The 20898-nt window shown below is 63.2% G+C and carries 24 protein-coding genes; 22 read left to right on the forward strand and 2 right to left on the reverse strand.

The genetic code is table 11. The features are described 5' to 3' along the window. Position 1: 1 nt before the first annotated feature. The gene (locus CFB49_RS05380) at positions 2–589 is read left to right on the forward strand and encodes a hypothetical protein (RefSeq protein WP_089490825.1); all 588 of its coding nucleotides are present in this window, start codon (positions 2–4) and stop codon (positions 587–589) included. Positions 590–851: 262 nt separating this feature from the next. Here the strand turns inward: CFB49_RS05380 and CFB49_RS35470 are convergent, their stop codons facing one another. Further along, positions 852–2063, reverse strand: a complete 1212-nt coding sequence (locus tag CFB49_RS35470; protein WP_143329235.1) for a hypothetical protein — start codon at positions 2061–2063, stop codon at positions 852–854. 265 nt (positions 2064–2328) lie between these two features. Between CFB49_RS35470 and CFB49_RS36220 the strand changes: the two genes are divergently transcribed. From CFB49_RS36220 to CFB49_RS05430, 11 genes are all read left to right on the forward strand, one after another. Continuing rightward, complete coding sequence (locus tag CFB49_RS36220; protein WP_179234861.1) at positions 2329–2898, forward strand: MarR family transcriptional regulator; 570 nt, start codon at positions 2329–2331, stop codon at positions 2896–2898. Positions 2899–2926: 28 nt separating this feature from the next. Further along, the gene (locus CFB49_RS05385; protein WP_315855836.1) at positions 2927–4846 is read left to right on the forward strand and encodes a phage terminase large subunit family protein; all 1920 of its coding nucleotides are present in this window, start codon (positions 2927–2929) and stop codon (positions 4844–4846) included. 13 nt (positions 4847–4859) lie between these two features. Beyond that, the gene (locus CFB49_RS05390) at positions 4860–5066 is read left to right on the forward strand and encodes a phage head-tail joining protein (RefSeq protein ID WP_006497114.1); all 207 of its coding nucleotides are present in this window, start codon (positions 4860–4862) and stop codon (positions 5064–5066) included. After that, positions 5063–6556 (forward strand): phage portal protein, encoded by a 1494-nt coding sequence (locus tag CFB49_RS05395; protein WP_089490827.1) that lies wholly within the window; start codon positions 5063–5065, stop codon positions 6554–6556. The genes CFB49_RS05390 and CFB49_RS05395 overlap by 4 nt, the downstream gene beginning before the upstream one ends. Then, positions 6553–7620, forward strand: coding sequence for a head maturation protease, ClpP-related (locus CFB49_RS05400; RefSeq protein ID WP_089490828.1), 1068 nt, complete (start codon positions 6553–6555; stop codon positions 7618–7620). Before CFB49_RS05395 ends, CFB49_RS05400 begins: the two co-directional genes overlap by 4 nt. A 30-nt stretch (positions 7621–7650) precedes the next feature. After that, positions 7651–7995 carry a head decoration protein gene (locus CFB49_RS05405; RefSeq protein WP_023475482.1) on the forward strand — a complete coding sequence of 115 codons (345 nt, stop codon included), beginning with the start codon at positions 7651–7653 and terminating at the stop codon, positions 7993–7995. A gap of 73 nt (positions 7996–8068) precedes the next feature. Continuing rightward, on the forward strand, positions 8069–9064 hold the full coding sequence (locus CFB49_RS05410) for a major capsid protein (RefSeq protein WP_053524098.1): 996 nt from the start codon (positions 8069–8071) through the stop codon (positions 9062–9064). Between the two features lies 1 nt (position 9065). Beyond that, positions 9066–9353, forward strand: a complete 288-nt coding sequence (locus CFB49_RS05415) for a head-tail joining protein (RefSeq protein WP_089490829.1) — start codon at positions 9066–9068, stop codon at positions 9351–9353. A 2-nt stretch (positions 9354–9355) separates the two neighbouring features. Next, complete coding sequence (locus tag CFB49_RS05420; RefSeq protein ID WP_089490830.1) at positions 9356–9886, forward strand: phage tail protein; 531 nt, start codon at positions 9356–9358, stop codon at positions 9884–9886. Further along, positions 9876–10400 (forward strand): hypothetical protein, encoded by a 525-nt coding sequence (locus CFB49_RS05425; RefSeq protein ID WP_089490831.1) that lies wholly within the window; start codon positions 9876–9878, stop codon positions 10398–10400. The genes CFB49_RS05420 and CFB49_RS05425 overlap by 11 nt, the downstream gene beginning before the upstream one ends. 3 nt (positions 10401–10403) lie before the next feature. Further along, positions 10404–11084, forward strand: a complete 681-nt coding sequence (locus CFB49_RS05430; protein WP_089490832.1) for a phage baseplate assembly protein V — start codon at positions 10404–10406, stop codon at positions 11082–11084. Here the strand turns inward: CFB49_RS05430 and CFB49_RS35475 are convergent. Beyond that, on the reverse strand, positions 11077–11406 hold the full coding sequence (locus tag CFB49_RS35475) for a hypothetical protein (RefSeq protein WP_143329236.1): 330 nt from the start codon (positions 11404–11406) through the stop codon (positions 11077–11079). The genes CFB49_RS05430 and CFB49_RS35475 overlap by 8 nt on opposite strands. A 79-nt stretch (positions 11407–11485) precedes the next feature. Here CFB49_RS35475 and CFB49_RS05435 point away from each other — a divergent pair, with 79 nt between their 5' ends. The 10 genes from CFB49_RS05435 (at position 11486) to CFB49_RS05480 (ending at position 20888) form a co-directional block, all read left to right on the forward strand. Further along, positions 11486–11686, forward strand: coding sequence for a hypothetical protein (locus CFB49_RS05435; RefSeq protein WP_089490833.1), 201 nt, complete (start codon positions 11486–11488; stop codon positions 11684–11686). Then, the gene (locus tag CFB49_RS05440) at positions 11686–12021 is read left to right on the forward strand and encodes a GPW/gp25 family protein (RefSeq protein WP_023475476.1); all 336 of its coding nucleotides are present in this window, start codon (positions 11686–11688) and stop codon (positions 12019–12021) included. Before CFB49_RS05435 ends, CFB49_RS05440 begins: the two co-directional genes overlap by 1 nt. After that, positions 12018–12914, forward strand: a complete 897-nt coding sequence (locus CFB49_RS05445; protein WP_089490834.1) for a baseplate assembly protein — start codon at positions 12018–12020, stop codon at positions 12912–12914. Before CFB49_RS05440 ends, CFB49_RS05445 begins: the two co-directional genes overlap by 4 nt. Further along, positions 12904–13482 (forward strand): phage tail protein I, encoded by a 579-nt coding sequence (locus tag CFB49_RS05450; protein ID WP_089490835.1) that lies wholly within the window; start codon positions 12904–12906, stop codon positions 13480–13482. The genes CFB49_RS05445 and CFB49_RS05450 overlap by 11 nt, the downstream gene beginning before the upstream one ends. Continuing rightward, positions 13470–15419, forward strand: a complete 1950-nt coding sequence (locus CFB49_RS05455) for a phage tail protein (RefSeq protein ID WP_089490836.1) — start codon at positions 13470–13472, stop codon at positions 15417–15419. Before CFB49_RS05450 ends, CFB49_RS05455 begins: the two co-directional genes overlap by 13 nt. A gap of 57 nt (positions 15420–15476) precedes the next feature. Then, positions 15477–16187 carry a tail fiber assembly protein gene (locus tag CFB49_RS05460; RefSeq protein WP_256979897.1) on the forward strand — a complete coding sequence of 237 codons (711 nt, stop codon included), beginning with the start codon at positions 15477–15479 and terminating at the stop codon, positions 16185–16187. An 85-nt stretch (positions 16188–16272) separates the two neighbouring features. After that, positions 16273–17442: a phage tail sheath subtilisin-like domain-containing protein gene (locus CFB49_RS05465; RefSeq protein ID WP_089491420.1), complete on the forward strand. Its 1170-nt coding sequence runs from the start codon at positions 16273–16275 to the stop codon at positions 17440–17442. A 10-nt stretch (positions 17443–17452) separates the two neighbouring features. Continuing rightward, positions 17453–17956 (forward strand): phage major tail tube protein, encoded by a 504-nt coding sequence (locus tag CFB49_RS05470; protein ID WP_027808019.1) that lies wholly within the window; start codon positions 17453–17455, stop codon positions 17954–17956. A gap of 107 nt (positions 17957–18063) precedes the next feature. After that, entirely contained in the window at positions 18064–18366 is a 303-nt protein-coding gene (locus CFB49_RS05475; protein WP_089490838.1) for a phage tail assembly protein, read from the forward strand. 80 nt (positions 18367–18446) lie between these two features. Then, complete coding sequence (locus CFB49_RS05480) at positions 18447–20888, forward strand: phage tail tape measure protein (protein WP_089490839.1); 2442 nt, start codon at positions 18447–18449, stop codon at positions 20886–20888. The last annotated feature ends 10 nt before the right edge of the window (positions 20889–20898 follow it).

The following is a 20898-nucleotide window of genomic DNA, read 5'->3' on the forward strand; positions in this document are numbered from 1 at the left end:
CATGATTGATTTGATGGAGCGGGCAGGTGTAGCAATGAGCGTTCGTGGTCAGTTCACCGACCCGATTGCCGATCCTAAAGTTACTTTGGGCGCACTCGCCTTTGCGAACGATCTCGGTCGCTTGCTGGTTCGGATCAAGGCAGGGCGAGAGACGAAGCCAGCGACGATCCGAAAAGCGACGTTGCTGTTTGCGCAGATGATCCGCTTGTCGGGTCGTTTCAAGCGCAGTCGGTTCACGGGCCTGAAGCGCGACGAGCGGCGCGATCAGCGTGCAGGACATGAAGTCGAGCGTGCAAAGGTCGATATCGTTGAACGTTTCGCGTTACGTTTGCTTGACGAGTGGATCAACGACCAGTGCGCGCGATGCGAAGGGCGCGGCATCGTGCGGCGAGACGGCCGCTACATCTGCCCGGATTGCGCCGGCTCGGGCAAGCGTCCGATGGACGAACCAGCGCGTGCGCAGGCGATCGGCGTCCCGCTCGATGAATACCGCCGCCACTGGTCGCGTCGCTTTCATGACATGCATGCGCTGCTCGACCACGTGAATGGATCGGTGTCCGACACAATGCGCCGACAATTGCGAGAATGAAACATCTTTCATTCCAAGAGCAGATCGCGTAAACTTCGAACATCCTTTACCGCGTTACTGGATATTCGCTGGCACCGCGCGTTAGTCGTGCAAACCTCTCGGGACATAAGAACACATAGTGGAGCCCGTTAGGTCGTGTGGGGGCGTTCGCCTATACGAAACGTATTTTGAAAGCCCTGATTGCGTAAGCGATCAGGGCTTTTGTACATGCATTGATCGAAGTTCTACTTATCGAATGCATGGGGGATCATGCTGTACATGCCTATTTGGATGGCACGATCTCGACCTTAGGTTTCTTAGGATTGTCGAGATCTTTCAGTATAGTGCCAGGTGGGAACGTGTGGTACTGAGATAGATATCCGTCTCCGACGTCATGGTGGCCGAGCGTGGGAGAGTTCCAGCTCACGACGATGTCATTTGTATCTACACGGAGGTCAATGACCTTCGCGCCTACCGCTACGGGGCGTACAAACGAGTAATCGAATGCCATGCCGTCGTCCGATACGTAAGCCGATGAAACCGAGCCCCCGGGTACGCCCAAATTGCCTGCGGCGCTGGCCCCCGCTTGTGCTGCGTTCATTTCGTTCACGGCCTGAGCCTGTTTCGCGTCGCTTGGTGCGGATGCCGGAGCTGGAGCGCTTGCGGCCGGTTGTGATGCAGCCTGAAGAACGTTGTACCGCGCTTGATTGGGGTTGATGTAAAGGCGGGCCTGCGCGTTAATTGCAGCCGAACGATTCGTGCCGAATGACAATGTCATGTGACGAGCGTAGAAAACCTCTTGGACGTATGCGAGCCTGACGCTTCCGCATGCATTGTTCTCGAACTTGTTCCGTAAGTTTTGATGCAGACTTGCGATGCCGGCACGCTCTAACGGGGTTAGTTTCTTGATCGATGTGGCTGCCTGTTCTTGGGCTTGAAGCCACGGAAGGCCGACCCATTCCGCAGCGGGCATCGACAAGACGTACGTCTGCAAGCTTCTCCTTTGGCCCCCCAAGCCGAATATTGCGAAGCCGGTCGGGGCGGAGGCGCCCGCCGTTGTTGTCGACCCTTCTATCTGGAAGATCTCTGGGAAGCTGGCTAGCCCGAGGCGTGTCCACTTGCCAGGGGATCGGATGCCCTTTGCGTCGTCCGGGATATCAAATATTTGCGCCGTCTTATTGAAACTGGCATTTGCTGGTAGTTCCAACCGGCCGGTGAAGAATTTGCTTAGGCGTTCTTGGAAGCCGTCGAGCGACGTAACAAAGATTGGTGCAAACCTGGCCACTTTTGCGTCGTCGGATGGGTTGGCACAGAACACATATAGATCACCCGGCTCGATGCCTGTTCTTGGCGGGAAGATTGTGACGAGATCATATGGAGCCAGCTTTTGGCTCCATGCCTTAGCTAGATCGGTTTGTTCCGGTGGCTGTGTCGAACATCCAGCGAGCAGGCTGAGTATTACCCCTGTAAGTGCCGCGACTTTCGTATTTTTCATTTGAATCCCCGCGTATCGTCAGATCAATTGGAAATAATTGTGAGGCGACCTGCCTCGTAAATATTAGGAATCGGCGATGCCTTACACAAGGTCGCTGATCTAGTGATGTCCCGGCGCGCACGGCAGGTGCAACCAACTCCGCGGCGGGGGCTGACATTCGCTGCTGTCGGCGAAGCTAGCTGGGGACCCGCCGGGCAGATTTGTACGCGGGGGCTCGCACCCGCGTTTTTTCTCTACTGGCGAGTCTCCATAGGGGGTCATATTCATGCCGACTCAGCAGCAGATCGCTGACCATCTCGACCTTGACCAGTCAGCCGTTTCGCGGTTCGTCGACAAGGTCCAGCTCGATTACCGCGTGGCGTCGATCGACGAGATCCGCGTCGCGTACATCCGGCATTTGCGCGAGGTCGCGGCCGGCCGGTCCAGTGGTACGGGAATTGATCTCGTCGCCGAACGGGCGAAGACCGAGATCGTCGATCGCGAGATCAAGCTCCTGACGCTGGCCGAGAAGAAGGGGCAGCTCGTCAACGCGGCGCAGCTCGAACAGGCGTACGGCCTGATGGTCGGCGCATTTCAAACGGAGCTGCTGTCGCTGTCCGACAAGCTGGTGCAGGAGCTGCGCACGCTATACGGCGTCGAGGTGGACGTCGAATGGTTGAACGAGCACATATATGGATGCCTTGAGCAGCTTTCTGAATACGACCCAGACCGTCCACGCGGTGATTCGCCGGATCGCGACGATGCTGCGTCCGCCGGAGCGGATCGGGACGACGGATTGGGCGCGCAAACATCGCCGGTTGAGTGCGAAGGGATCGGCCAGTCCCGGCCGGTATAACCCGAACATCACGCCGTGGGTGTTCGGCATGCACGAAGCGCTGGACGATCCGACCGTGCAGAAGATCGTGTGTATGAAGTCGGCGCAGGTCGCGTGGACAGATGGCGTGCTGCTGAACTACATCGGCAAGCGGATCGACGTTGACCCGTGCCCGATGATCGTCATGTTCCCGAAAGAGAAGACGGCGAAGAAGTTCAACCTGGAGAAGTTCGAGCCGATGGTCGAGGTGACGCCTCGCCTCTCGGCGAAATTGCCGGTGCACGCGGCCCGCGACAAAAACAACTTGTGGGATCACAAGACGTTCGCACGCGGCTTCCTGAAGTTCATCACGTCGAACGCGCCGGACGAAGTGAAGTCGACGCCGGCCCCGGTCGTTGCGGTTGAGGAGCCGGACGATGCGAATACGAACGTTCGCGAGCAGGGCGATTCGATCACGCTGCTGGAGGAACGGAACAAGAGCTATTCGGCCCGGCGACGCAAGATGATCTTGGGCGGCACGCCGACCATCGACGGCCTGTCGCGCATCCAGCAGGCTTACGCGGCATCGGATCAGCGCGTGTATCTGGTGCCGTGCCCTGATTGTGACGAGGAGCATGAGCTGGCGTGGGAAAACGTCACGTGGAGCGAGGGCGCCGAAGTCGTACATGAGGTCTACGGCCGCGCACAACCGGAGACGGCCCGCTACACCTGCCCGCATTGCGGCTCGTTGTGGGACGACGCGACGCGTATTCGCGCTGTCCGTCGCGGGCGATGGGTTGCGACGGCACCGTTTCACGGCGTTGCCGGCTTCCGCATCAACGAGCTGGTGTCGCCGTTCCCCGGCTCGAACATGGCCGAGCTGGTCAAGAAGTGGCTGACGGCCGACAAGGCGCTGCGCGAGGGCGACGATACGAAGATGCGTTCGTTCGTGAACAACTCGCAGGGCCGGGCGTACAAGTACAAGACCGATCTGCCCGAGCTGGACGTGCTCGCACAACGTGCGCTGCCATACGCGGAGCTGACGGTGCCGCTCGGAGGTCTGGTGTTGACGCTTGGCGTCGACGTGCAACACGACCGGCTCGCGGTCGTCGTGCGTGCGTGGGGACGCGGCGAGGAAAGCTGGCTCGTCGTGTGGGGCGAGATCTACGGCAATGTGACGGAGCAGCAGCAAGACCCGATGACAGGCGGGGTATGGGGCGCGTTGACGATGCTGTTGTCGCACGGATACCGCCATGAGAACGGCTGGCTGATGCGTGTACGCGCAACGTCGATCGACTCGTCAGACGGAGCGACGTCGGACGCGGTATACAAGTACGTGCGCGCGGCGCAGAAGGCCGGTTACAACGTCATGGCCGCGAAGGGCAGTAGCAACATCGACGCGGAGATCTTCAGCGTACCGAAGGCGTCGATCGACTCGACGCGCAACAACAGCAAGGCTGCGAAGTACGGGCTGCGGCCGTATATGGTCGGTGTGAGCCGCGCGAAGGATCTGATCCTCGAAAACCGGCTGAAGCTCGAAGGCGACGGGCCGGGCCGCATGCACTGGTATAGCGGCGTGCGCAGCGACTACCTGTCGCAGCTCACGGCGGAGGTCAAGGTGCCGGGGCCGCGTGGCGGTAAGCGCGTGTGGAAGAAGATCAGCCCGCGTAACGAGGCACTGGACTGCGAAGGGTACGCGCTGCACGCGGCTCGGAGCGTGAAGGTGCACCTGATGACCGAGGCGCACTGGCAGGTCGAGCAGCATCGTGCGTCGCAGGTCTCCCTGTTCGATGCGGTCCCGGTGCTGGAGGCATTGCCTGCGGCGCTGCCGGCCGAGGTGCCGCCCGATCCACCGGACGTGCCCGAGATTATCGAGACGCCGCGGCCGTCGCCGCAGGTAGCAAAACCCACCGAAACCCCGCCTCCGAGCGGGGTTTCGCGCATTCAGGGGCGTCGTGTTGGTCGCTCGACGTACCTGAAGCGGCGCTAAACGAGGGAATGGCATGGCATACACAAAGCAGGATTTGCAGAACATCCAGTCTGCAATCGCGAAGGGCGAGCTGGAAGTCCAGTATGCCGACCGGCGCGTGAAATATCGCTCGATCGGCGAGCTGCGCGAGGCGCGCACCGAGATCATTCGCGACCTGAACGGCGCGGCCGGGCGTTCGTCGATCGTCCGGATTCGTCACGCCGGCAAGGGGGTGCGATGAAGGCGGGCTTTCCGTCACTCGCGCGGCGCGGATTCGTGGTGCCGACGCGGCTCAAAGCGGCGGCCTACGAGTCGGCGAGCACGACGGGCGCGCGGGCGAAGTCGTGGCGGACGTCGAGCGCGGGACCGAATGCGGCGGCGGTGCAAAACCTGCCGCTGCTGCGCTCGCGCGCTCGCGACGCGATCCGCAACGATCCGTGGGCGAAAACGGCGATCGCACGGCTCGTATCGAACACCATCGGCAACGGCATCCAAGCGCACCCGCAGCATCCGAACGACGCCGTGCGCAAGATGCAAAAGCAACTTTGGGAGGATAGCTGCGAGGAGATCGACGCGGACGATCTGTTCGACATGGCGGGCGTGCAGACGCTTGCCGCACGGGCGTTTTTCAGTGATGGCGAGGTACTGGTTCGTCGCCAGTTCCGCAGTCCGAGCGAGGGCTTGGCGGTCCCGATGCAGATCCGGCTGCTCGAAGGCGATCTGCTGCCGATGGAGAAGAATGAGATCGTCCCCGGCGGGGGCGAGATCGTCAACGGCGTCGAGTTCAATGCCGAGGGTCGACGCGTTGCGTATCACCTATTGCAGCGTCACCCCGGCGAGTACGGACGTGCTGCGACGGCCAACATGCAGACGGTTCGCGTGCCGGCCGACGAGATCGCGCATGTGTTCCTCGCGTTGCGGCCCGGCCAGGTGCGCGGTGTTCCCGAGTTGTCGACCGTGCTGCTGCGGCTCAAGTCGCTGGACAACTTCGACGACGCGGTGCTGTTCCGTCAGGAGGTCAGCAACCTCTTTGCCGGATTCATCACGAAGCCGCCTGCCGAGCCGGGCCTGATGGGTGATCCGGTCACGGGCGCGGCGATGGAGTACGACGTCGACGGCTTTTCGCCGGTCGTATCGCTCGAACCGGGGAGCATGCAGGAGCTGGCTCCCGGAGAAGACGTCAAGTTTGCCGAACCGCCGGGCGCGGGGACCGACTACGGGCCGTTCATGCGTCAGCAACTGATGGCTGCTGCGGCTTCGGTCGGCATGCCGTACGAAGTCATGACCGGCGATCTGCGCGACGTGAGCGATCGCGTGCTGCGCGTGATCTTGAACGAGTTCCGGCGGTCGATCGAGCAGATCCAGTGGAATGTGTTCATTCATCAGTTTTGCCGGAAGGTGTGGCGCTGGTGGGTCGACGCCTGCGCATTGTCGGGCGCGATGCCGATGGCGGATTACTACCGACACCGTCGCGACTATCTGCGGGTCCGGTGGGTTCCACAGGGCTGGCCGTACATCCATCCGGTGCAGGACGTCACGGCGAAGCGGATGGAGATCCGGTCCGGCCTCGCGAGCCGGACAGGTGCAGTGCTCGCGCGCGGTGACGATCCGGAGCAGGTCGATCAGGAGAACGCGGACGATCTCGCGCGTGAGCGCCGGCTCGGGATTCGATATGACACGCTCGATCCGGTCGACGGGGCGGGCGATCTTTCTAACGGGGATGGCGAATGAAAGGGAAGAAGCGGTGGTGGGACATCCGCGCGCAAGCGAATGCGGCGGGCGGGAACGAGGTCGAGATCCGGATCTACGGCGACATCGGTTTCTGGGGCACCGACGCGGAACTATTCGCGACGAAGCTGGACGAGGTGGCGTCGACAGCGACGTCGATCGTCCTCGCGATCAACTCGATGGGCGGCGACGTGTTCGATGCGTTCGCTATCTACAACGCGGTGCGCCGGCATAGCGGCAAGGTGACGGGGCGCGTCGACGGTGTTGCCGCATCGGCTGCGTCGCTGGTCCTGATGGCATGCGACACGATCGAGATGCCGTCGAATGCGCGGCTGATGATCCACAACCCGAATACGGTCGCGGCCGGCGAGGCGGAGGATCTGCGCAAGCTCGCCGATCTGCTGGACAGCACGTCCGACAGCATGTTGGCGGCCTACGTCGAGCGCAGCGGCCGAACCGAGGGAGAGGTCCGCGCAATCATGGATGCCGAGACGTGGCTTACGGCCGCTCAGGCGAAGGAGCAAGGTTTCTGCGACGCGATTATCGATCCGATCCGGATCGAAGCATATGCGGGCGCGGCACGGCTCGCCGCACGCTATGCGGCGGTGCCGGCCGAAATCCGCGCTGTGCTGGAGGACGACGGCGAGGTAACGCCCGATCCGACGCCTCATCCGGTGCCGACGCCCACACCTGCGCCGGGGCCGGACGTGTCGGTTCTCGCCGCGCATGTGTACGCCGCGTGCCGCGACGCGCGCATCGAACACTGCGCGGAAGGCATCGTGCTGGCGACCGGCCTGCGGGATCGCGCGAGCGTCGACGCCGCGATCCGCAACGCGCAGGACATCGCCGGTATCTGTCTGGCCGCGAGCCTGACCGAGCTGACGGCCGGCTTCGTATCGGATGGCCTGTCGCCGGATCAGGTTCGCGCGCGGCTGTTCGAGCGCATGACGGCCTCGCAGAAGCCGATCAACCATCGTGCTGCCCCGGTTGCGTCGCAAGACGCACCCGTGGTCGCGAATGCGCCGCGTGCGGCGTCCATCTACGCGGCTCGCAAGAGCGGCAAGTAACTTTGACGCAACCCGAGGAGGGGAAAACTCATGTCGAACTGGAAGGTACAGGCCGCTCTGACGGCTGAATTTCTCGTGTCGGAGGGTAACGGGCAGATCTCGCGCGAGCGGATCGTCGTGAAGGCTGGTCCGGCGTTGCCGGCCGGGCAGGTGCTCGGCGTGACCAGTACCGGCGAATACGCGCCGTACGACAACGCCGCGAACGACGGTTCCGAAGTCGCCGCAGCGGTGCTCTACGCGCCGCTGGCGGCGTCCGAAGCGCCGCGACCGGCGACGGGTGTCGTCCGGCTCGCTGAAGTCGCTGGCGGGCTGCTCACGGGGCTCGATGCAGCCGGTCGCGGTGATCTCGCCGAGCGACACGTGATCGTCCGCTGATCGCATCACGCCCCATTCAAGGCCACGCCGACCGCGTGGCCTTTTTTGTATCCATTTTCATGTCGGAGGTTGTATGGCGGATATCGCCCTGTTTCAAGACGACGCGTTTTCGCTGTCGTCCCTGAGTGCTGCGATCAACGAGCAGCCGTATGTTCCCGGCCGGATCGGCACGCTCGGACTGTTCGAAGAGGACGGCATCACCACGACTACGATCCAGATCGAGCGCGACGGCGACACGCTGTCGCTCGTCGCGTCTGGCCAGCGCGGTGCACCGGCCGCTGTTGTCGCAGGCAGCAAGCGCAGCATGATCCCGTTCAACACGGTGCATCTGCCGCAGCGTGCGGTGATCATGGCCGACGAAATCGCGAATCTGCGTGCGTTCGGTTCCGAAACGGAGCTGGAGGCGCTCCAGACCGTCGTGAATCGGCGACTCGCGAAGATGCGTAAGCAGCTCGATGCGACGCACGAATTCCACCGCATCGGCGCAATCAAGGGCGCCGTGCTCGACGCGGACGGCAAGACGGTGTTGATCGACCTGCTGAAGTACTTCGGTATCGAGCAGACGGTCATTCCGTTCGAGCTGTCGACCGCGACCACCGAGATTCGTCAGAAATGCGTCGAGGTGCAGGACGCGATCGAAGATTCGCTCGGCGCGGTGACGTACACGGGCGTGCGCGTGCTCTGCGGGCGCGAGTTCTGGAACAAGCTGATCGTCGCGAAGTCGGTGAAGGAGACGTATCTCGCGTCCGTGATGGCCGCGCAGCTTCGTGGCGATGCGCGCGACGCGTTCGACTTCGGCGGTTGCACGTTCGAACGTTATCGCGGTCGCGTCGGCGATGTCGGGTATGTCGCGGACGACGAAGCGCATGCGGTGCCGGAGGGCGTGTCCGATCTGTTCATCACGCGTTTCGCGCCGGCCGACTACGTCGAAGCGGTGAACACGACCGGGATTCCGTACTACGCAAAGCAGGAACTGATGCCCTTCGGCAAGGGCGTCGAGATCGAGGCGCAGTCGAACCCGATCCACCTGTGCACGCGCCCGAAGGCGCTCGTCAAGCTGAAGGCGTGACATGGCGTTCCGGGATCTGATGGCCGACGTCGACACGGCCGTGAAGCGAGACCTGTCGGACGACGTCACGATCGACGGCAAACCGCTGCAGGGCATGTTCAAGGCGCCTTGGCTTGGCCCGGATCTCGGGACGCAACGCACACAGCTCGTTGCGCCGATCCTCGACATCACGGACGACGACGCGGCACGCGTGCGTGAGGGCAGCATCGTCGAAGCGGGTGGCGAGCGGTTCCGTGTCTTCGAGATTCACCCGACTGGCACGGGCTGGACAATCCTGATTCTGAGGTGACGATGGATCTGCTGAAGGTCGAGATCGACGTACGGGGGGCGCTCGAAGCGCTCACGGGCCTGCCGCCTGCAGCAATGCAGGCGGCATGGCGTCGGACGCTGCGCAAGACAGGCGCATGGATTCGGAGTCAGACGGCCAAAGAGGTCAGCGGCGCGACGGGCATTCAGCAGAAGCTCCTGCGGCAGCGGATGTACTTCTTCATGCGGTCGCTCGACGCGGGCAAGGTGTGGCTCGGTCTGAACCCGCTCGAGGCGCATCGGCTAGGTGCAGTTCGGCGCACGAAGAAGGGGATGCGCGCCGGCAAATCGCTGTTCGAGGGCGCGTGGCGCAAGACCAAGGCGCAGCCGGACGGCGCGATCTACCGACGTACCGGTAAGGCACGAACGCCGTTCGAAGTGGTGACGGTCGAATGGTCGCAGACGGGCGACCCGGCATTTCGACGCGCTGCCCGCGTGTGCGAAGCGCGGCTGATGACGGTGCTGCGGCAAGAGGTCAATTACGAAATCCAGAAGGCGGCGAATCGTGCTCGATAACCTGAAACAACTCCATGACGGCATCGAGGCCGGCTTGCGTGCGCGCCTGCCGGATCTCGAACGTATCCACGCGTACCCGAAGATCGGCAAGTCGATCGACACGCCGTTTGTCGCGATCGAGCTTGCGGAGCTGGAACCGGGACACGACGACGGCACGGGCCGGGTGCCGCTGATCGCGCGCATGCAGGCCCGTGTGATCGTCGACCCGCTGGTCGACGGTGCCGAGGTTCAGGTGCGGGAGCTGTCCGCGCGCGTGCTGCAAACAGTGCACGGGGCGACGTGGGGACTGCCGATGACGCCCGGCAAACAGGTCGGGTCGGCTGGCGAAGATCCGTTCCGGCCTGAACTGGATACGTATCTCGTTTGGCTCGTCGAGTGGGTGCACGAATTCGACCTGGGCGACACGTATGAGCCACCGCTGAAGGGGCGCGCGGTGTTGTGGGGCGTCGATCCGGAGACCGGGCCGGGGCACGAAGGCCGCTACTGGAATCCGGCCGAACACGGAGCGGGGTGACGTGTGAGCGATTTCGAGCTTGGCGAGATGGATCGCCGTATGGCGTGCCTGACGCAATCCGCGGTCGTGGAGGCGATCACGTACGACCCGCCGCGCGTGAAAGTGCGTGTCGGCGATTGGGTAAGCGACTGGCTCAAATGGCAGGCCGGTGCGGCCGGCAAGGTTCGGCATTGGCGTCCGCCGTCCGTGGACGAAGAGGTCGCCCTGTGGGCACCGTCCGGCGATCTAGCCGGTGCGTTCGTCGCGCCCGGCTACTACACGGAGCAGCACGGCGGGTCGGGGCGGTCGAGTCCTGATGAGACCGCGACCGACTTCCCGGACGGCGCATTCGAGCAGTACAACCATGCGAGCCACGAATACGTGCTGTCGGTGCCGGCCGGTGGTCGGATCGTGTTCCGCATCGGTGGTACGGAGTTCGAGCTGAAGGCGGACGGCGCAATGCTGCGCAGCGCGAAGTTGCTAGCGGACGTGCCGGACTCGACGTTCACGGGCAACACGACGACCGAACAACTGCTGACGTTCAACGGCGGCATGCAGGGCAAGCCGGGCGAGGGTGGCGGTGTCGCGATGAAGATCGCGGGCGGTGCCGAGTATACCGAGGACGTCGTCGCGGCCGGTAAGTCGGTCAGCCGCCACAGTCATCGTGAACAAGGCGACGGACAGTTGGTGAGCTTGCCTACGTAGTGATCCTCTGCCAAGCAAACGCAGCTCCGGCCGATAGCGCGTATGTGACGCCTTTCTGAAGAGCTTCTTTTGCGCCCGTCTTAACGCCGGACACAAGTAAATCGCCAAGCGATTCTTGCGTACTGAGGGTCGCGGGCATGGCTTTAAGTACCTCTAGCCCTTTCGCAGTGAGAACTGCTTTACCGGGAAATCCCCCGGACAACTGCGTGAAATCGATGTATCCAGCATTGAGAAGCCAGTTGACGGTTGCGAGAAAAAACTTCGCTTCTTCCGGATTGTTGAAGCTCGATCGGCCTTTGTCGATCGTTTGAGTGTCGTCCATCCCGTAGGCAATTCTCTCACTACTCAGTGTTTATTTTGATTTCCTGCGTGGGCACGGTTTCCTGGCCCTTGGAGCTGAAATGAAGAAAAACGAATTGCAACCTGCGGCCACCGTGCCTGTGGTGTTCCTCGATACCGAGTTCCGCAGCCGCGTGATCGTGTTTCCGGACGGCTCGCACGTTGCCGTGCTGGCCGGCAAAACGGAAGTGACAGAGCCCGAGCACATCGCGTATCTCGAATCGCGCGAGTGCTTCAAGCGCATTCCGACGAAGGCGCAGTGATGGTCGCGCTGGTCGGTATGTGTCGCCGCACGGGCCGACTGATCGGCGGAGTCGAGCATCTGGTGCAGAGCATCGCGGACATTCTGAGCACGCGCAAGGGAACCCGTCGCCAGCGGCCGGATTACGGCTCGGATCTCCCTGCGATGGTCGACCTGCCGGTCACGCGCGGATGGATATCGGCGGCACAGGCCGAAGCCGCGCGTGCAATCGGACGGTGGGAGCCGCGTATTGCACTGGATAGCGTGAAGGCGCTGTCTGTCGTGGACGGCAAAGTGACTTTTCGGATCGCCGGGCAGTACAACGGCGATGACGTTGTATTCGAGGTGACGATATGACAGTGATCGATCTGTCGGCGCTTGATCCGCCGGATCTCGTCGAAACGCTCGACTTCGAAGAGGTGTATCAGCGCAAGCTGGAGCACTTCAAAAGCATCTATCCGGATTGGTCGGCTGCGCTCGAATCTGACCCGGTCGTGAAGCTGCTGGAGCTGGCCGCGTACGAGGAAATCCGGTTTCGGGCGCGTGTCAACGACGCCGGCCGCGCCGTGCTGCTGGCCTATGCAACGGGGGCGGATCTCGAACACCTCGCGGCGCTCTGGAACCTGAAGAAAGAGATCGTCGATCCCGGCGATCCGGAAGCGCACCCGCCGATTCCGGTCACGTACGAGCGCGATGAGCGCTTGCGACTGCGTACGCAGATGGGTATCGAGCGCGCATCGACGGCCGGCCCGTCTGGCTCGTATCGATCGCTCGCGATGGACGCGTCTCCGGATGTCGCCGACGTGCGCGTCGACCATCCCGAGCCGGGTGTCGTGCGTGTGGTCGTGAAGTCGTATTCGAACGATGGGGTCGCGAGCGCTGCACTGCTCGACACAGTGCGCCGTGCGCTTACGCCGGAGGATCGTCGGCCGCTTAACGACACACCGCTCGTCGTGCCGGCGCGGCCGGTCAATTACGCGATCGTCGCCGATGTCTACATCGGGCGCGGGCCTGATCCGGGTGTTGTGCTCGCTGCGCGACGGCAGGATCTCGATATCGCGGTTGCGGCAGGTGGGGGATTGCGGGTCGGGATGCCCAGATCGGCAATAACCGGGGCGCTGCATCCGAATGAATCGGGCGTCGTGCGGGTCGATTTGCAAGCCCCTGCGGCCGATGTCGTGTGTGCGATCGACGAGTTCGCGCGCTGCACGTCGATCGTGCTCAATCCGAAGGTGAACGATGACGACTGAAGCATTGCTGCCGACAAACCAGACGAGCCTTGAGGCAGCGCTCGCGCAGGTGATGCGGCCGAGCGTTGATCCCGACGTGATCCGGACGCTTTGGGACGCCGATCGCTGTCCGGTTGCATTTTTGCCGTGGCTCGCGTGGTCGCTCGCGGTCGACGGGTGGGAACTGGCGGAGTCCGAAGACGCGCGACGCGCACTGATCAAGTCATCGCTGGCGATCTACCAGCGCAAGGGTACGCCGTGGGCGATTCGCGAGATCGTGCGGCGGCTCGGTTTCGGCGAGATCGATATTCAGGAGGGGCGTCAGATCAAGCGCCGCGACGGATCGTTCAAGCGGAACGGCCGGTATCGGTACGGCGGCTCGACTGCTTGGGCCGAGTACATCGTGACGCTGCGGCAACCGGTGACGCGGGATCAGGGAGAAAACCTGAAGCGGGCTATCGAACGCTACGCGCCCGCGCGCAGTGTGCTGGCGTGGCTCGATTTTTCGGAGGTTGCGATCCGGCATAACGGACGCGCGACGCGCAATGGTCAATATACGCGAGGGGTAATCGGAACATGGCCGATTTGAAGGAAGAGAGTAAGTGGGAGCCGGGGATTCGCCAGTTCGAGACGGAAGATCCGGTGCAGGGTGGCCCGGACGGTGTCGACAACATCGCACTCAAGCAACTTGGCAACCGGACGCGATACCTGAAAGATCGTGCGGACGCCGCCGACAAGGTCGTCGCGGGTCTCGGGAGCGGCAAGCTGGACAAGTCGGGCGGTGCGGTGTCGGGGGCGCTGCTCGGAAAGCCCGGCGCGATCGCTGGCAACAACCCGAAGAACGTCGGGTATGCCTTCGATGGCGATCCGGATACGGGCATGTTTTCACCGGCAGATGGTCATCTGCAGCTCGGCGCGAACGGCGTGCCCTACGTCGTCATGCTCGGCAACAATCTGACGCTCAATCCCGGTGGCTTCCTGTTATTCAACTCGGGCGGGGTCGAACGCGGTCGGTTCACGCCGGCCGGTCGATTGCTGCTCGGGACGACCGACGACAACGGCCGGGACGGGATGCAGGTCGCTTACCGTGCGTCGTTCGCGAACGGCGTTCAAATTACCGGGCTGGAAGGGGCTGACGGCGGGCATCTTCGGATGACCGACCCGAACTATGGGGTGCTGTTGCGCCATGACGGGATGTCTGCGTATTTGCTGCAGACGAAGAAGGGCGATCCGCTCGGCACGTGGAACACGTACCGGCCGTTTGCATGGTCGCTGGATACCGGATACGTCACCATCGACGGAACCGGTCTGGGCACGAGGATCGGAGGTCAGTTGTCGGTGGGGCCGGCGGCTGGCGAAGGTCAGATCAAGGTCGGGGCGGCAGACGGTTACTTCTACGGTAATGCCACTTCGGTGGGGTGGTGGGGCGTCAACGCAGGATCGTTCCAGTACTACGCTGCGGACGGATCGTTTCGCATCAACGGCAAGCCGGCCTGGCATTCGGGAAACCTGACGCCGCTCGATCTCAATGTCGGTGGAACTTCGAAGGGGACGCTCTCGTTTGCTCCGGGGGCGCGCATCATCCTGTCCGAAGGCACGCCGCAGAATCCGTCGCTGACGTTCGACAAGGACGGTGCGCCGGATACCGGGCTGTACCACATCGCCGATGGCGAGTTTGGCGTGACCTGCAACGGATTGGTCAACGTACGATTCACGGCCAACAAAGGCACGATCTTCGATCGTGCGGTTCAGGTTCCGACTCCTGCCGCCGGTGATAGGTCAAACAACGCAGCGTCGACGGCGTTCGTCGTCGACGCGATCGCATCAGCTTCAATCGGCCAGATCATTTTCGAGTCCCGGACAGCGCCGCGTGCTGGATGCCTCACGTTGAACGGCGCGTTGCTGAATCGTGCCGACTATCCGGCGTTATGGGCATACGCGCAAGGCAGCGGCACGCTGGTCGAAGAGAAGGACTGGGCGAGCAACAATTGGGCTTCGTTCTCGACTGGCGACGGAGCTACCACGTTCCGGATTCCGGAGTTTCGAGGTGAGGGCATTCGGTGTGCCGACGTCGGTCGAGGTGCCGATCCCGGCCGGCGAGTCGGGACGTGGCAGGACAGCCAGAACCGCTCGCACGCGCACGGCGCTTCGGCTGCCGCGGTCGGCGATCACGTGCACGGCGCCTGGACTGATTCGCAGGGCTTTCACGCACACCACGGCAACACGGCCGGCGCTGGTAGCCACGATCACCAGATCAATTATCCGCTTCCTCAATACGGCGGAGACACTGATCGAGGCAGTGTAGCTAGCGTCTTCTCGATTGATAACGAGGTCCGCAATGCGCGTACGTCTGCGGTCGGCGACCACGCACACGCGTTCGACACGGACGGTGCTGGGGCGCATGGGCACAACATCGGTATGAACGGAGCCGGGGCACACAGTCACGCCATCACGGTGGCGGCAGATGGCGGCGCAGAGGCGCGCATGCGCAACATCGCCGTGCTGGCCATGATCCGGGCATTCTAATTAGTGAGGTAGAGCATGCTTTGCAATCAATACGACAGTCTGACGGGCCAGTACATCGTGAGTTTTCTGGCCGACGTCGATCCGATGAATTCCAGCCGCTATCTGGTGCCCGCGTTCTGCACGCTCGAACCGCTGCCCGAGCGTGAGCCGCGTACGTGGCCGTTCTGGCGCAACGACAAATGGGAAATGCTGCCGGACTATCGCGGTGTGCGCCTCTACCGCACCGCGTCCGGTGCTGTGGCTGAGATCACGGTCGCAGGTGTGACGCCGGATGAGGTGGGATTGACCGAAGTCCCGCGACCGTCCGACGCGCATGTTTGGCGTGATGGTGCATGGGCGATCGACGAAGACATCGTTGCCGGCAGGGTTCGCGAAGCGGCGATGAATGACTTCTTCGCGAGACTGGAGAAGGCGCGCAAGCAGAATCTCGGCAAATCGGACGCACGCGTGACGGGTCGGCTGTCGGATCTCGAAGCGGCAACGTTCGATGCGTGGACGGACTATCAGGTCGCACTGGTGCGTGTTGTCGAGTCGCCGGATTTTCCGGCGCAGCTCGCGTGGCCGGATGAACCCGATCCGGACGCCATTCTCGCGAAGGTGCAGGCCGAGCGGGCGGCGAAAGCGGCTCGCGAAGCCGACGAAGCTGCGAAGCGCGAAGCGGAAGCGAAGCAGGCCGAAGCAGATCGCGCGGCAGCAGAGGCAGCGACGCCGACTCATGTCGACGACGCTGAACCGCTGCCCGAGTCGGGCGAGACCGCCAAAAAGTAACTTTGCCGACGCCACTCGTCCGGGTGGCGTCGTTTCGTTTCAAGCCGCTCCGATGAGCGGCTTTTTTTTGTTTCCGGAGATCCGCATGGCAGCGACTTCCTTTTTCCACGGCATCACGACGACCATCGTCGACAGCGGTCCGCGCACGATCGCGGTGCCGTCGTCGTCGGTCGTTGGTATGGCCGACACGTACACGCCCGGTCCCGATCTGGCGCAGCCGAACGTCCCCGTCCAACTGACCAGCTACGGCGAGGCGGTTCGTGCGTTTGGCGAAAACAGCGCGATCGCGCGGGCTGCCCGCGCGATCTACGCGCAGAGCAGCGCGGTTGTGATTGCGGTTGGCGTGCCGGCAGCGGCGGACGCGGCGCAGCTCACGTCGGCGATTATCGGCGGTGTCTCGGCCGGTGGCGCACGCACGGGTATGCAGGCGCTGCTCGACGCGAAGTCACGTTTCAACGCACAACCGCGCTTGCTGATCGCACCTGGGCATACGTCCAAGCAGCCGGTCGCGACGGCCGCTGACTCGCTCGCCGGCAAGCTGCGTGCAGTGGCCGTAATCGATGGTCCGAACGTCGACGACGAGGCAGCGATTGCATACGCGAAGAGTTTCGGCAGCAAGCGCCTGTACATGGTCGACCCGGGCGCGAAGGCATGGGTCAACGCGACGAACGGCGAGATCGCACTGCCGGCGTCGACGTACGCGGCGGGGCTCTTTTGTCAGACCGACGCGAAGATCGGCTTCTGGGCGTCGCCGTCGAACAAGGAGATCGTCGAGATCACGGGCACGGGCCGGCCGATCGAATACCTCGACGGAGACGAGACGTGTCGCGCGAACCTGCTCAACAACGCGAACATCACGACGATCATTCGCGACGGCGGCTATCGCCTTTGGGGGAACCGCACGCTGTCGGCCGATCCGAAGTGGAAGTTCGTCACGCGCGTGCGCACGCTCGACATCGTCATGGACGCCGTGCAGGCCGGCCACAAATGGGCGGTCGATCGCGGCATCACGGCGACGTACGTCAGCGATGTGACCGAAGGGCTGCACGCGTTCATGCGCGACCTCAAGCGTCAGGGCGCAGTGATCAACTTCGAAGTCTATCCGGACCCGCTGCTGAACACGGCGAGCCAGCTCGAAGACGGCAAGGTGTACTGGAACATCCGATTCACGGACGTCCCGCCGGCCGAAAACCCGATTTTCCGCTTCGAAGTCACGAACCAGTGGCTGACCGAAGTGCTGGATAACCAGATCTAAGGGAGGAACGATGATTCCGGAAACTCTGTACAACTGCACCGCCCACGTCGACGGCCGCGGATACGCGGGTCGCGCAACGAGCGTGACGCCGCCGAAGCTGAAGATCAAGACGGACGACTTCCGCGCGGGCGGGATGGACGCGACGGTCAAGGTCGATCAGGGCATGGAAGCGCTCGACGCATCGTTCGCGATGTCGACGATGGAATACGAAGTGCTGCGCTTCTTCGGGCTGGTGGATCAGGGCGCATTCAACGCCGTCTTTCGTGCAGTCTTCATGGACCGTAGCGGCAAGACGAAGAACGTCGCAGCGTATATGCGCGGGATGTTGCATGAAATCGATCCGGGCGACTGGAAGCCGGGCGACAAGTACGAGGCGAAATTCTCGGTGTCGTGCGACTACTACAAGCTAGAGATCGCGGGCCAGATCGTGCACGAGATCGACATCTTCGCGTGCAAGCGCGTGATCAACGGCGTCGACCAGCTCGCCGAAGTCCGTAAGGGTCTCGGCATGTAAGTGCCACGTTGGCGTCACTCGACGTCATGCGTACGTCATGCAGCAAAGCTACTTTATTCAATCAATGGCGAGCCGACGGCTCGCCATTTTTCATTTCAGGAATCGCAATGGAAAAGGTCACGGTCCCGCTCGCTTATCCGATCAAACTCAATGGCGTCGAATGCGACAAATTCACGATGCGCCGGCCGAAGGTGCGCGACATGCGCGGGGCGCAGAAGCTCGCGCCGAACGATGCCGAACAACAGGAGCTGATCCTGTTCGCGAACCTCGCCGACGTCTCGCCCGACGACATCGAAGAGATGGACATGGCCGATTATGAGCGCGTGCAGGACGCCTACTACTCCTTTCGATCCGTACGCGAAGCTGGACCGAAAGACGCTCAAGGCACTGGCGAATCGGCTGGTGCGTGAATACAGCATGTCGCCGACGTCGATCGACGAGATGACGGTCGACGACATGCTCTGGTGGTTGACGGATTGAGGGGGCCGGGATGGCGAAAGACTTAGCGCTTGGCATCGTGATCGGCGGGGCCGTCTCGGCGACGTTCGGGAAGGCGATCACCGACACGTCGTCGAAGATCGACGCGATGAAGAAGCGGGCGAACGACTCGCGGCTCTGGCAGCACCAGATCGGCGAGACGATGCGCCTGCAGGACGAGTTCCGCCGGTTGCATCTGGCGGGCGACAGCGCGGCGGACGGCATTCGCCGCAAGCTCGACAGCAATCTGAAATCGCTGCGAGACGCGGGCATCGAGGTCGGCCGGCTTGATCGCGCGTATGCGCAGCTCGGGCGGACCGCGCGCGGGCTGGATCTGAAGGTGGCCGGCCGCGAGCGGCTGGTGGCCGGGCAAGAGGCCGGTCGCGGCGTGATCGGCGATGCGATGAAGCTGACGGCGGCAGTCGCGGTGCCGGCGACGATCTCGGCGAACTATCAGGCGATCATTCGCGATATCGCGATCAAGGCCGGCATCGCGCGCACGCAGCAAGAAGCCGCGATGGGGACACGGATCAGGCGTGACGCCGGGGCGAACGGAATCGGCCGTAACGAGCTGGCGGACGCCGTCAACCAGATGGTTGCAGCCGGCATGGATCTGGATCGCGCGCTCAACTTCGCGCCGCTGGTTGCGAAGTTCTCGATCGGCCAAGGGGCGACGACGGTCGAGACCGCGAAGATGATCCAAGCGCTGCAGCAGAACGCGGAGATCGTCGACCCGAAGCAGATGTCGAAGGCGCTGGAATCGATCGCGTATCTCGGCAAGGAAGGGTCGTTCGAGTCCGTCGACATGGCGCGGTGGTTCCCGGTGCTGCTCGCCGAAATGAAGAAGATCGGCATCACGGGGCAGGACTCGGTGACGCAGCTCGGGGCGATGCTCCAGGTGCAGATGAAGACGGCCGGTAGCTCGGACGAAGCCGCGAACAACCTGAAGAACTGGTTTTCGAAGATCGGATCGGGTGAGACCGAACGCAACTATGCGAAGGCCGGCGTCGACTATCAAGCAAAGATGCGCGAGGCGATCGGCAAGGGCTGGTCGACGCTGGAAGCGTCGTTCGTGCTCGCCCGCGCGTACATCGAGCGCGTCGATCCCGCCAAGGCGAAGCAACTCGCGGCTGCGGCGAAGCAGTTCAATTCCGAGATGGACCCCGCCAAGCGTCAGACGCAGATGGCCGCGTTCGCCGAGACGATGAAGACCGGCGACCTGTTCAACGACATGCAGGTCAAGGCGGCGCTGACGGCGTACATGCAGAACGCCGAGCTGTATTCGAACCTGAAGCGCAACGCGCAGCAGGCGAGCGGCGAGATTCAGAAGGATCTGGAAGCGCGTCGGGAGACGTCCAAACAGATCTGGAGCGAGGTCGGGCAGCGATGGGACGACGCGATGCGCAGCATCGGCGACGCGTTGCGGCCGGTCACGGATCGCGTTGGTGAGGCCGCGAAGGGAGCCGGCAGCGGCATCCAGTCCGCAGCAGACAGTGCCCCGAAGGTGACGGCCGCTGTCGTCGGCATCGCCGGCACGGTGCTCGCGGTGCGCGGAGCAAAGGCACTTTGGAGTATCGGTCGCGGCATGTTCGACATCGCGCGCGGCACGCTGTTGGCGCGTGGTGGTCGAGACTCGGCAGGGCGGAAGGGGGCTGCGGGTGGACCTGTCGGTCGCGCGCTCGATGCGCTCGGCGGAGCTGCCAGCGCCGCTGGTGGCGTGCAGCGTGTGTTCGTTGTGAACATGCCCGGCGGCGGCATCGGCGGTGGCGGGCTGGGTGATCTGATGGGTGGTGGGCGTGCCGGTCGAGCCGCGCGTCGTGCCGCAGCTCGGGCGGGGCGGCTCGGGAGGATCGGGCGGGTCGTCAACGCGGGACGTGCACTCTTCGGTCGGGTCGCGCCGTGGGCAGGGAAGCTTGCCGTGGCGGGGACCGTGCTGAAGTTTGGCCTTGCGGCTCGCGAAGCGTACGCCGTCGCGTCGAGCACCGACACGAACGAGCGGAAGGCGAGCCGCTTCGCCGGCATCGCCGGCAGTCTCGCGGGCGGTGTGATCGGCGCGAAGGTTGGGGCGACGATTGGTGCGCTCGGTGGGCCGATCGGGTCTGCAGTCGTCGGGGTGATTGGCGGGGCACTCGGGACGTTCGTCGGCGACAAGGCATTGAGCGCCATCGCGAACAAGTTTCTGAGCAGGAAACCGGACGAGGTGCCCGCGAACGCCGAAGCGGTTGCCAAGGCAGCGAAGGTTGCTGAGAGTCCGGCGGCAGATAGCCGCTTCGGGCCGCGTATCGATCAGAAGAACACGTTCGCACCGGTCTTCCACGTGAAGATCGAAGCGAGCGATGCCGACATGGCGAACAAATTCCTCGCGCAGGTCAGTCCGCTGTTGACGCGGGCGCTGGACGAGCATCAACGCAAGGCGAACAGTCGAACGGCAATGTTCGACGCGCCGCATATGTAAGGGGGGCGCT

Source organism: Burkholderia sp. AU17457 (assembly GCF_002223255.1).
GTDB classification, from domain to species: Bacteria; Pseudomonadota; Gammaproteobacteria; order Burkholderiales; family Burkholderiaceae; genus Burkholderia; species Burkholderia sola.

Coding starts and splice junctions, on each gene's coding strand:
- CFB49_RS05380 (WP_089490825.1), top strand. CDS start 2: ATGATTGATTTGATGGAGCGGGCAGGTGTAGCAATGAGCGTTCGTGGT.
- CFB49_RS35470 (WP_143329235.1), bottom strand. CDS start 2,063: ATGAAAAATACGAAAGTCGCGGCACTTACAGGGGTAATACTCAGCCTG.
- CFB49_RS36220 (WP_179234861.1), top strand. CDS start 2,329: ATGCCGACTCAGCAGCAGATCGCTGACCATCTCGACCTTGACCAGTCA.
- CFB49_RS05385 (WP_315855836.1), top strand. CDS start 2,927: ATGCACGAAGCGCTGGACGATCCGACCGTGCAGAAGATCGTGTGTATG.
- CFB49_RS05390 (WP_006497114.1), top strand. CDS start 4,860: ATGGCATACACAAAGCAGGATTTGCAGAACATCCAGTCTGCAATCGCG.
- CFB49_RS05395 (WP_089490827.1), top strand. CDS start 5,063: ATGAAGGCGGGCTTTCCGTCACTCGCGCGGCGCGGATTCGTGGTGCCG.
- CFB49_RS05400 (WP_089490828.1), top strand. CDS start 6,553: ATGAAAGGGAAGAAGCGGTGGTGGGACATCCGCGCGCAAGCGAATGCG.
- CFB49_RS05405 (WP_023475482.1), top strand. CDS start 7,651: ATGTCGAACTGGAAGGTACAGGCCGCTCTGACGGCTGAATTTCTCGTG.
- CFB49_RS05410 (WP_053524098.1), top strand. CDS start 8,069: ATGGCGGATATCGCCCTGTTTCAAGACGACGCGTTTTCGCTGTCGTCC.
- CFB49_RS05415 (WP_089490829.1), top strand. CDS start 9,066: ATGGCGTTCCGGGATCTGATGGCCGACGTCGACACGGCCGTGAAGCGA.
- CFB49_RS05420 (WP_089490830.1), top strand. CDS start 9,356: ATGGATCTGCTGAAGGTCGAGATCGACGTACGGGGGGCGCTCGAAGCG.
- CFB49_RS35475 (WP_143329236.1), bottom strand. CDS start 11,406: ATGGACGACACTCAAACGATCGACAAAGGCCGATCGAGCTTCAACAAT.
- CFB49_RS05435 (WP_089490833.1), top strand. CDS start 11,486: ATGAAGAAAAACGAATTGCAACCTGCGGCCACCGTGCCTGTGGTGTTC.
- CFB49_RS05440 (WP_023475476.1), top strand. CDS start 11,686: ATGGTCGCGCTGGTCGGTATGTGTCGCCGCACGGGCCGACTGATCGGC.
- CFB49_RS05445 (WP_089490834.1), top strand. CDS start 12,018: ATGACAGTGATCGATCTGTCGGCGCTTGATCCGCCGGATCTCGTCGAA.
- CFB49_RS05450 (WP_089490835.1), top strand. CDS start 12,904: ATGACGACTGAAGCATTGCTGCCGACAAACCAGACGAGCCTTGAGGCA.
- CFB49_RS05455 (WP_089490836.1), top strand. CDS start 13,470: ATGGCCGATTTGAAGGAAGAGAGTAAGTGGGAGCCGGGGATTCGCCAG.
- CFB49_RS05465 (WP_089491420.1), top strand. CDS start 16,273: ATGGCAGCGACTTCCTTTTTCCACGGCATCACGACGACCATCGTCGAC.
- CFB49_RS05470 (WP_027808019.1), top strand. CDS start 17,453: ATGATTCCGGAAACTCTGTACAACTGCACCGCCCACGTCGACGGCCGC.
- CFB49_RS05475 (WP_089490838.1), top strand. CDS start 18,064: ATGGAAAAGGTCACGGTCCCGCTCGCTTATCCGATCAAACTCAATGGC.
- CFB49_RS05480 (WP_089490839.1), top strand. CDS start 18,447: ATGGCGAAAGACTTAGCGCTTGGCATCGTGATCGGCGGGGCCGTCTCG.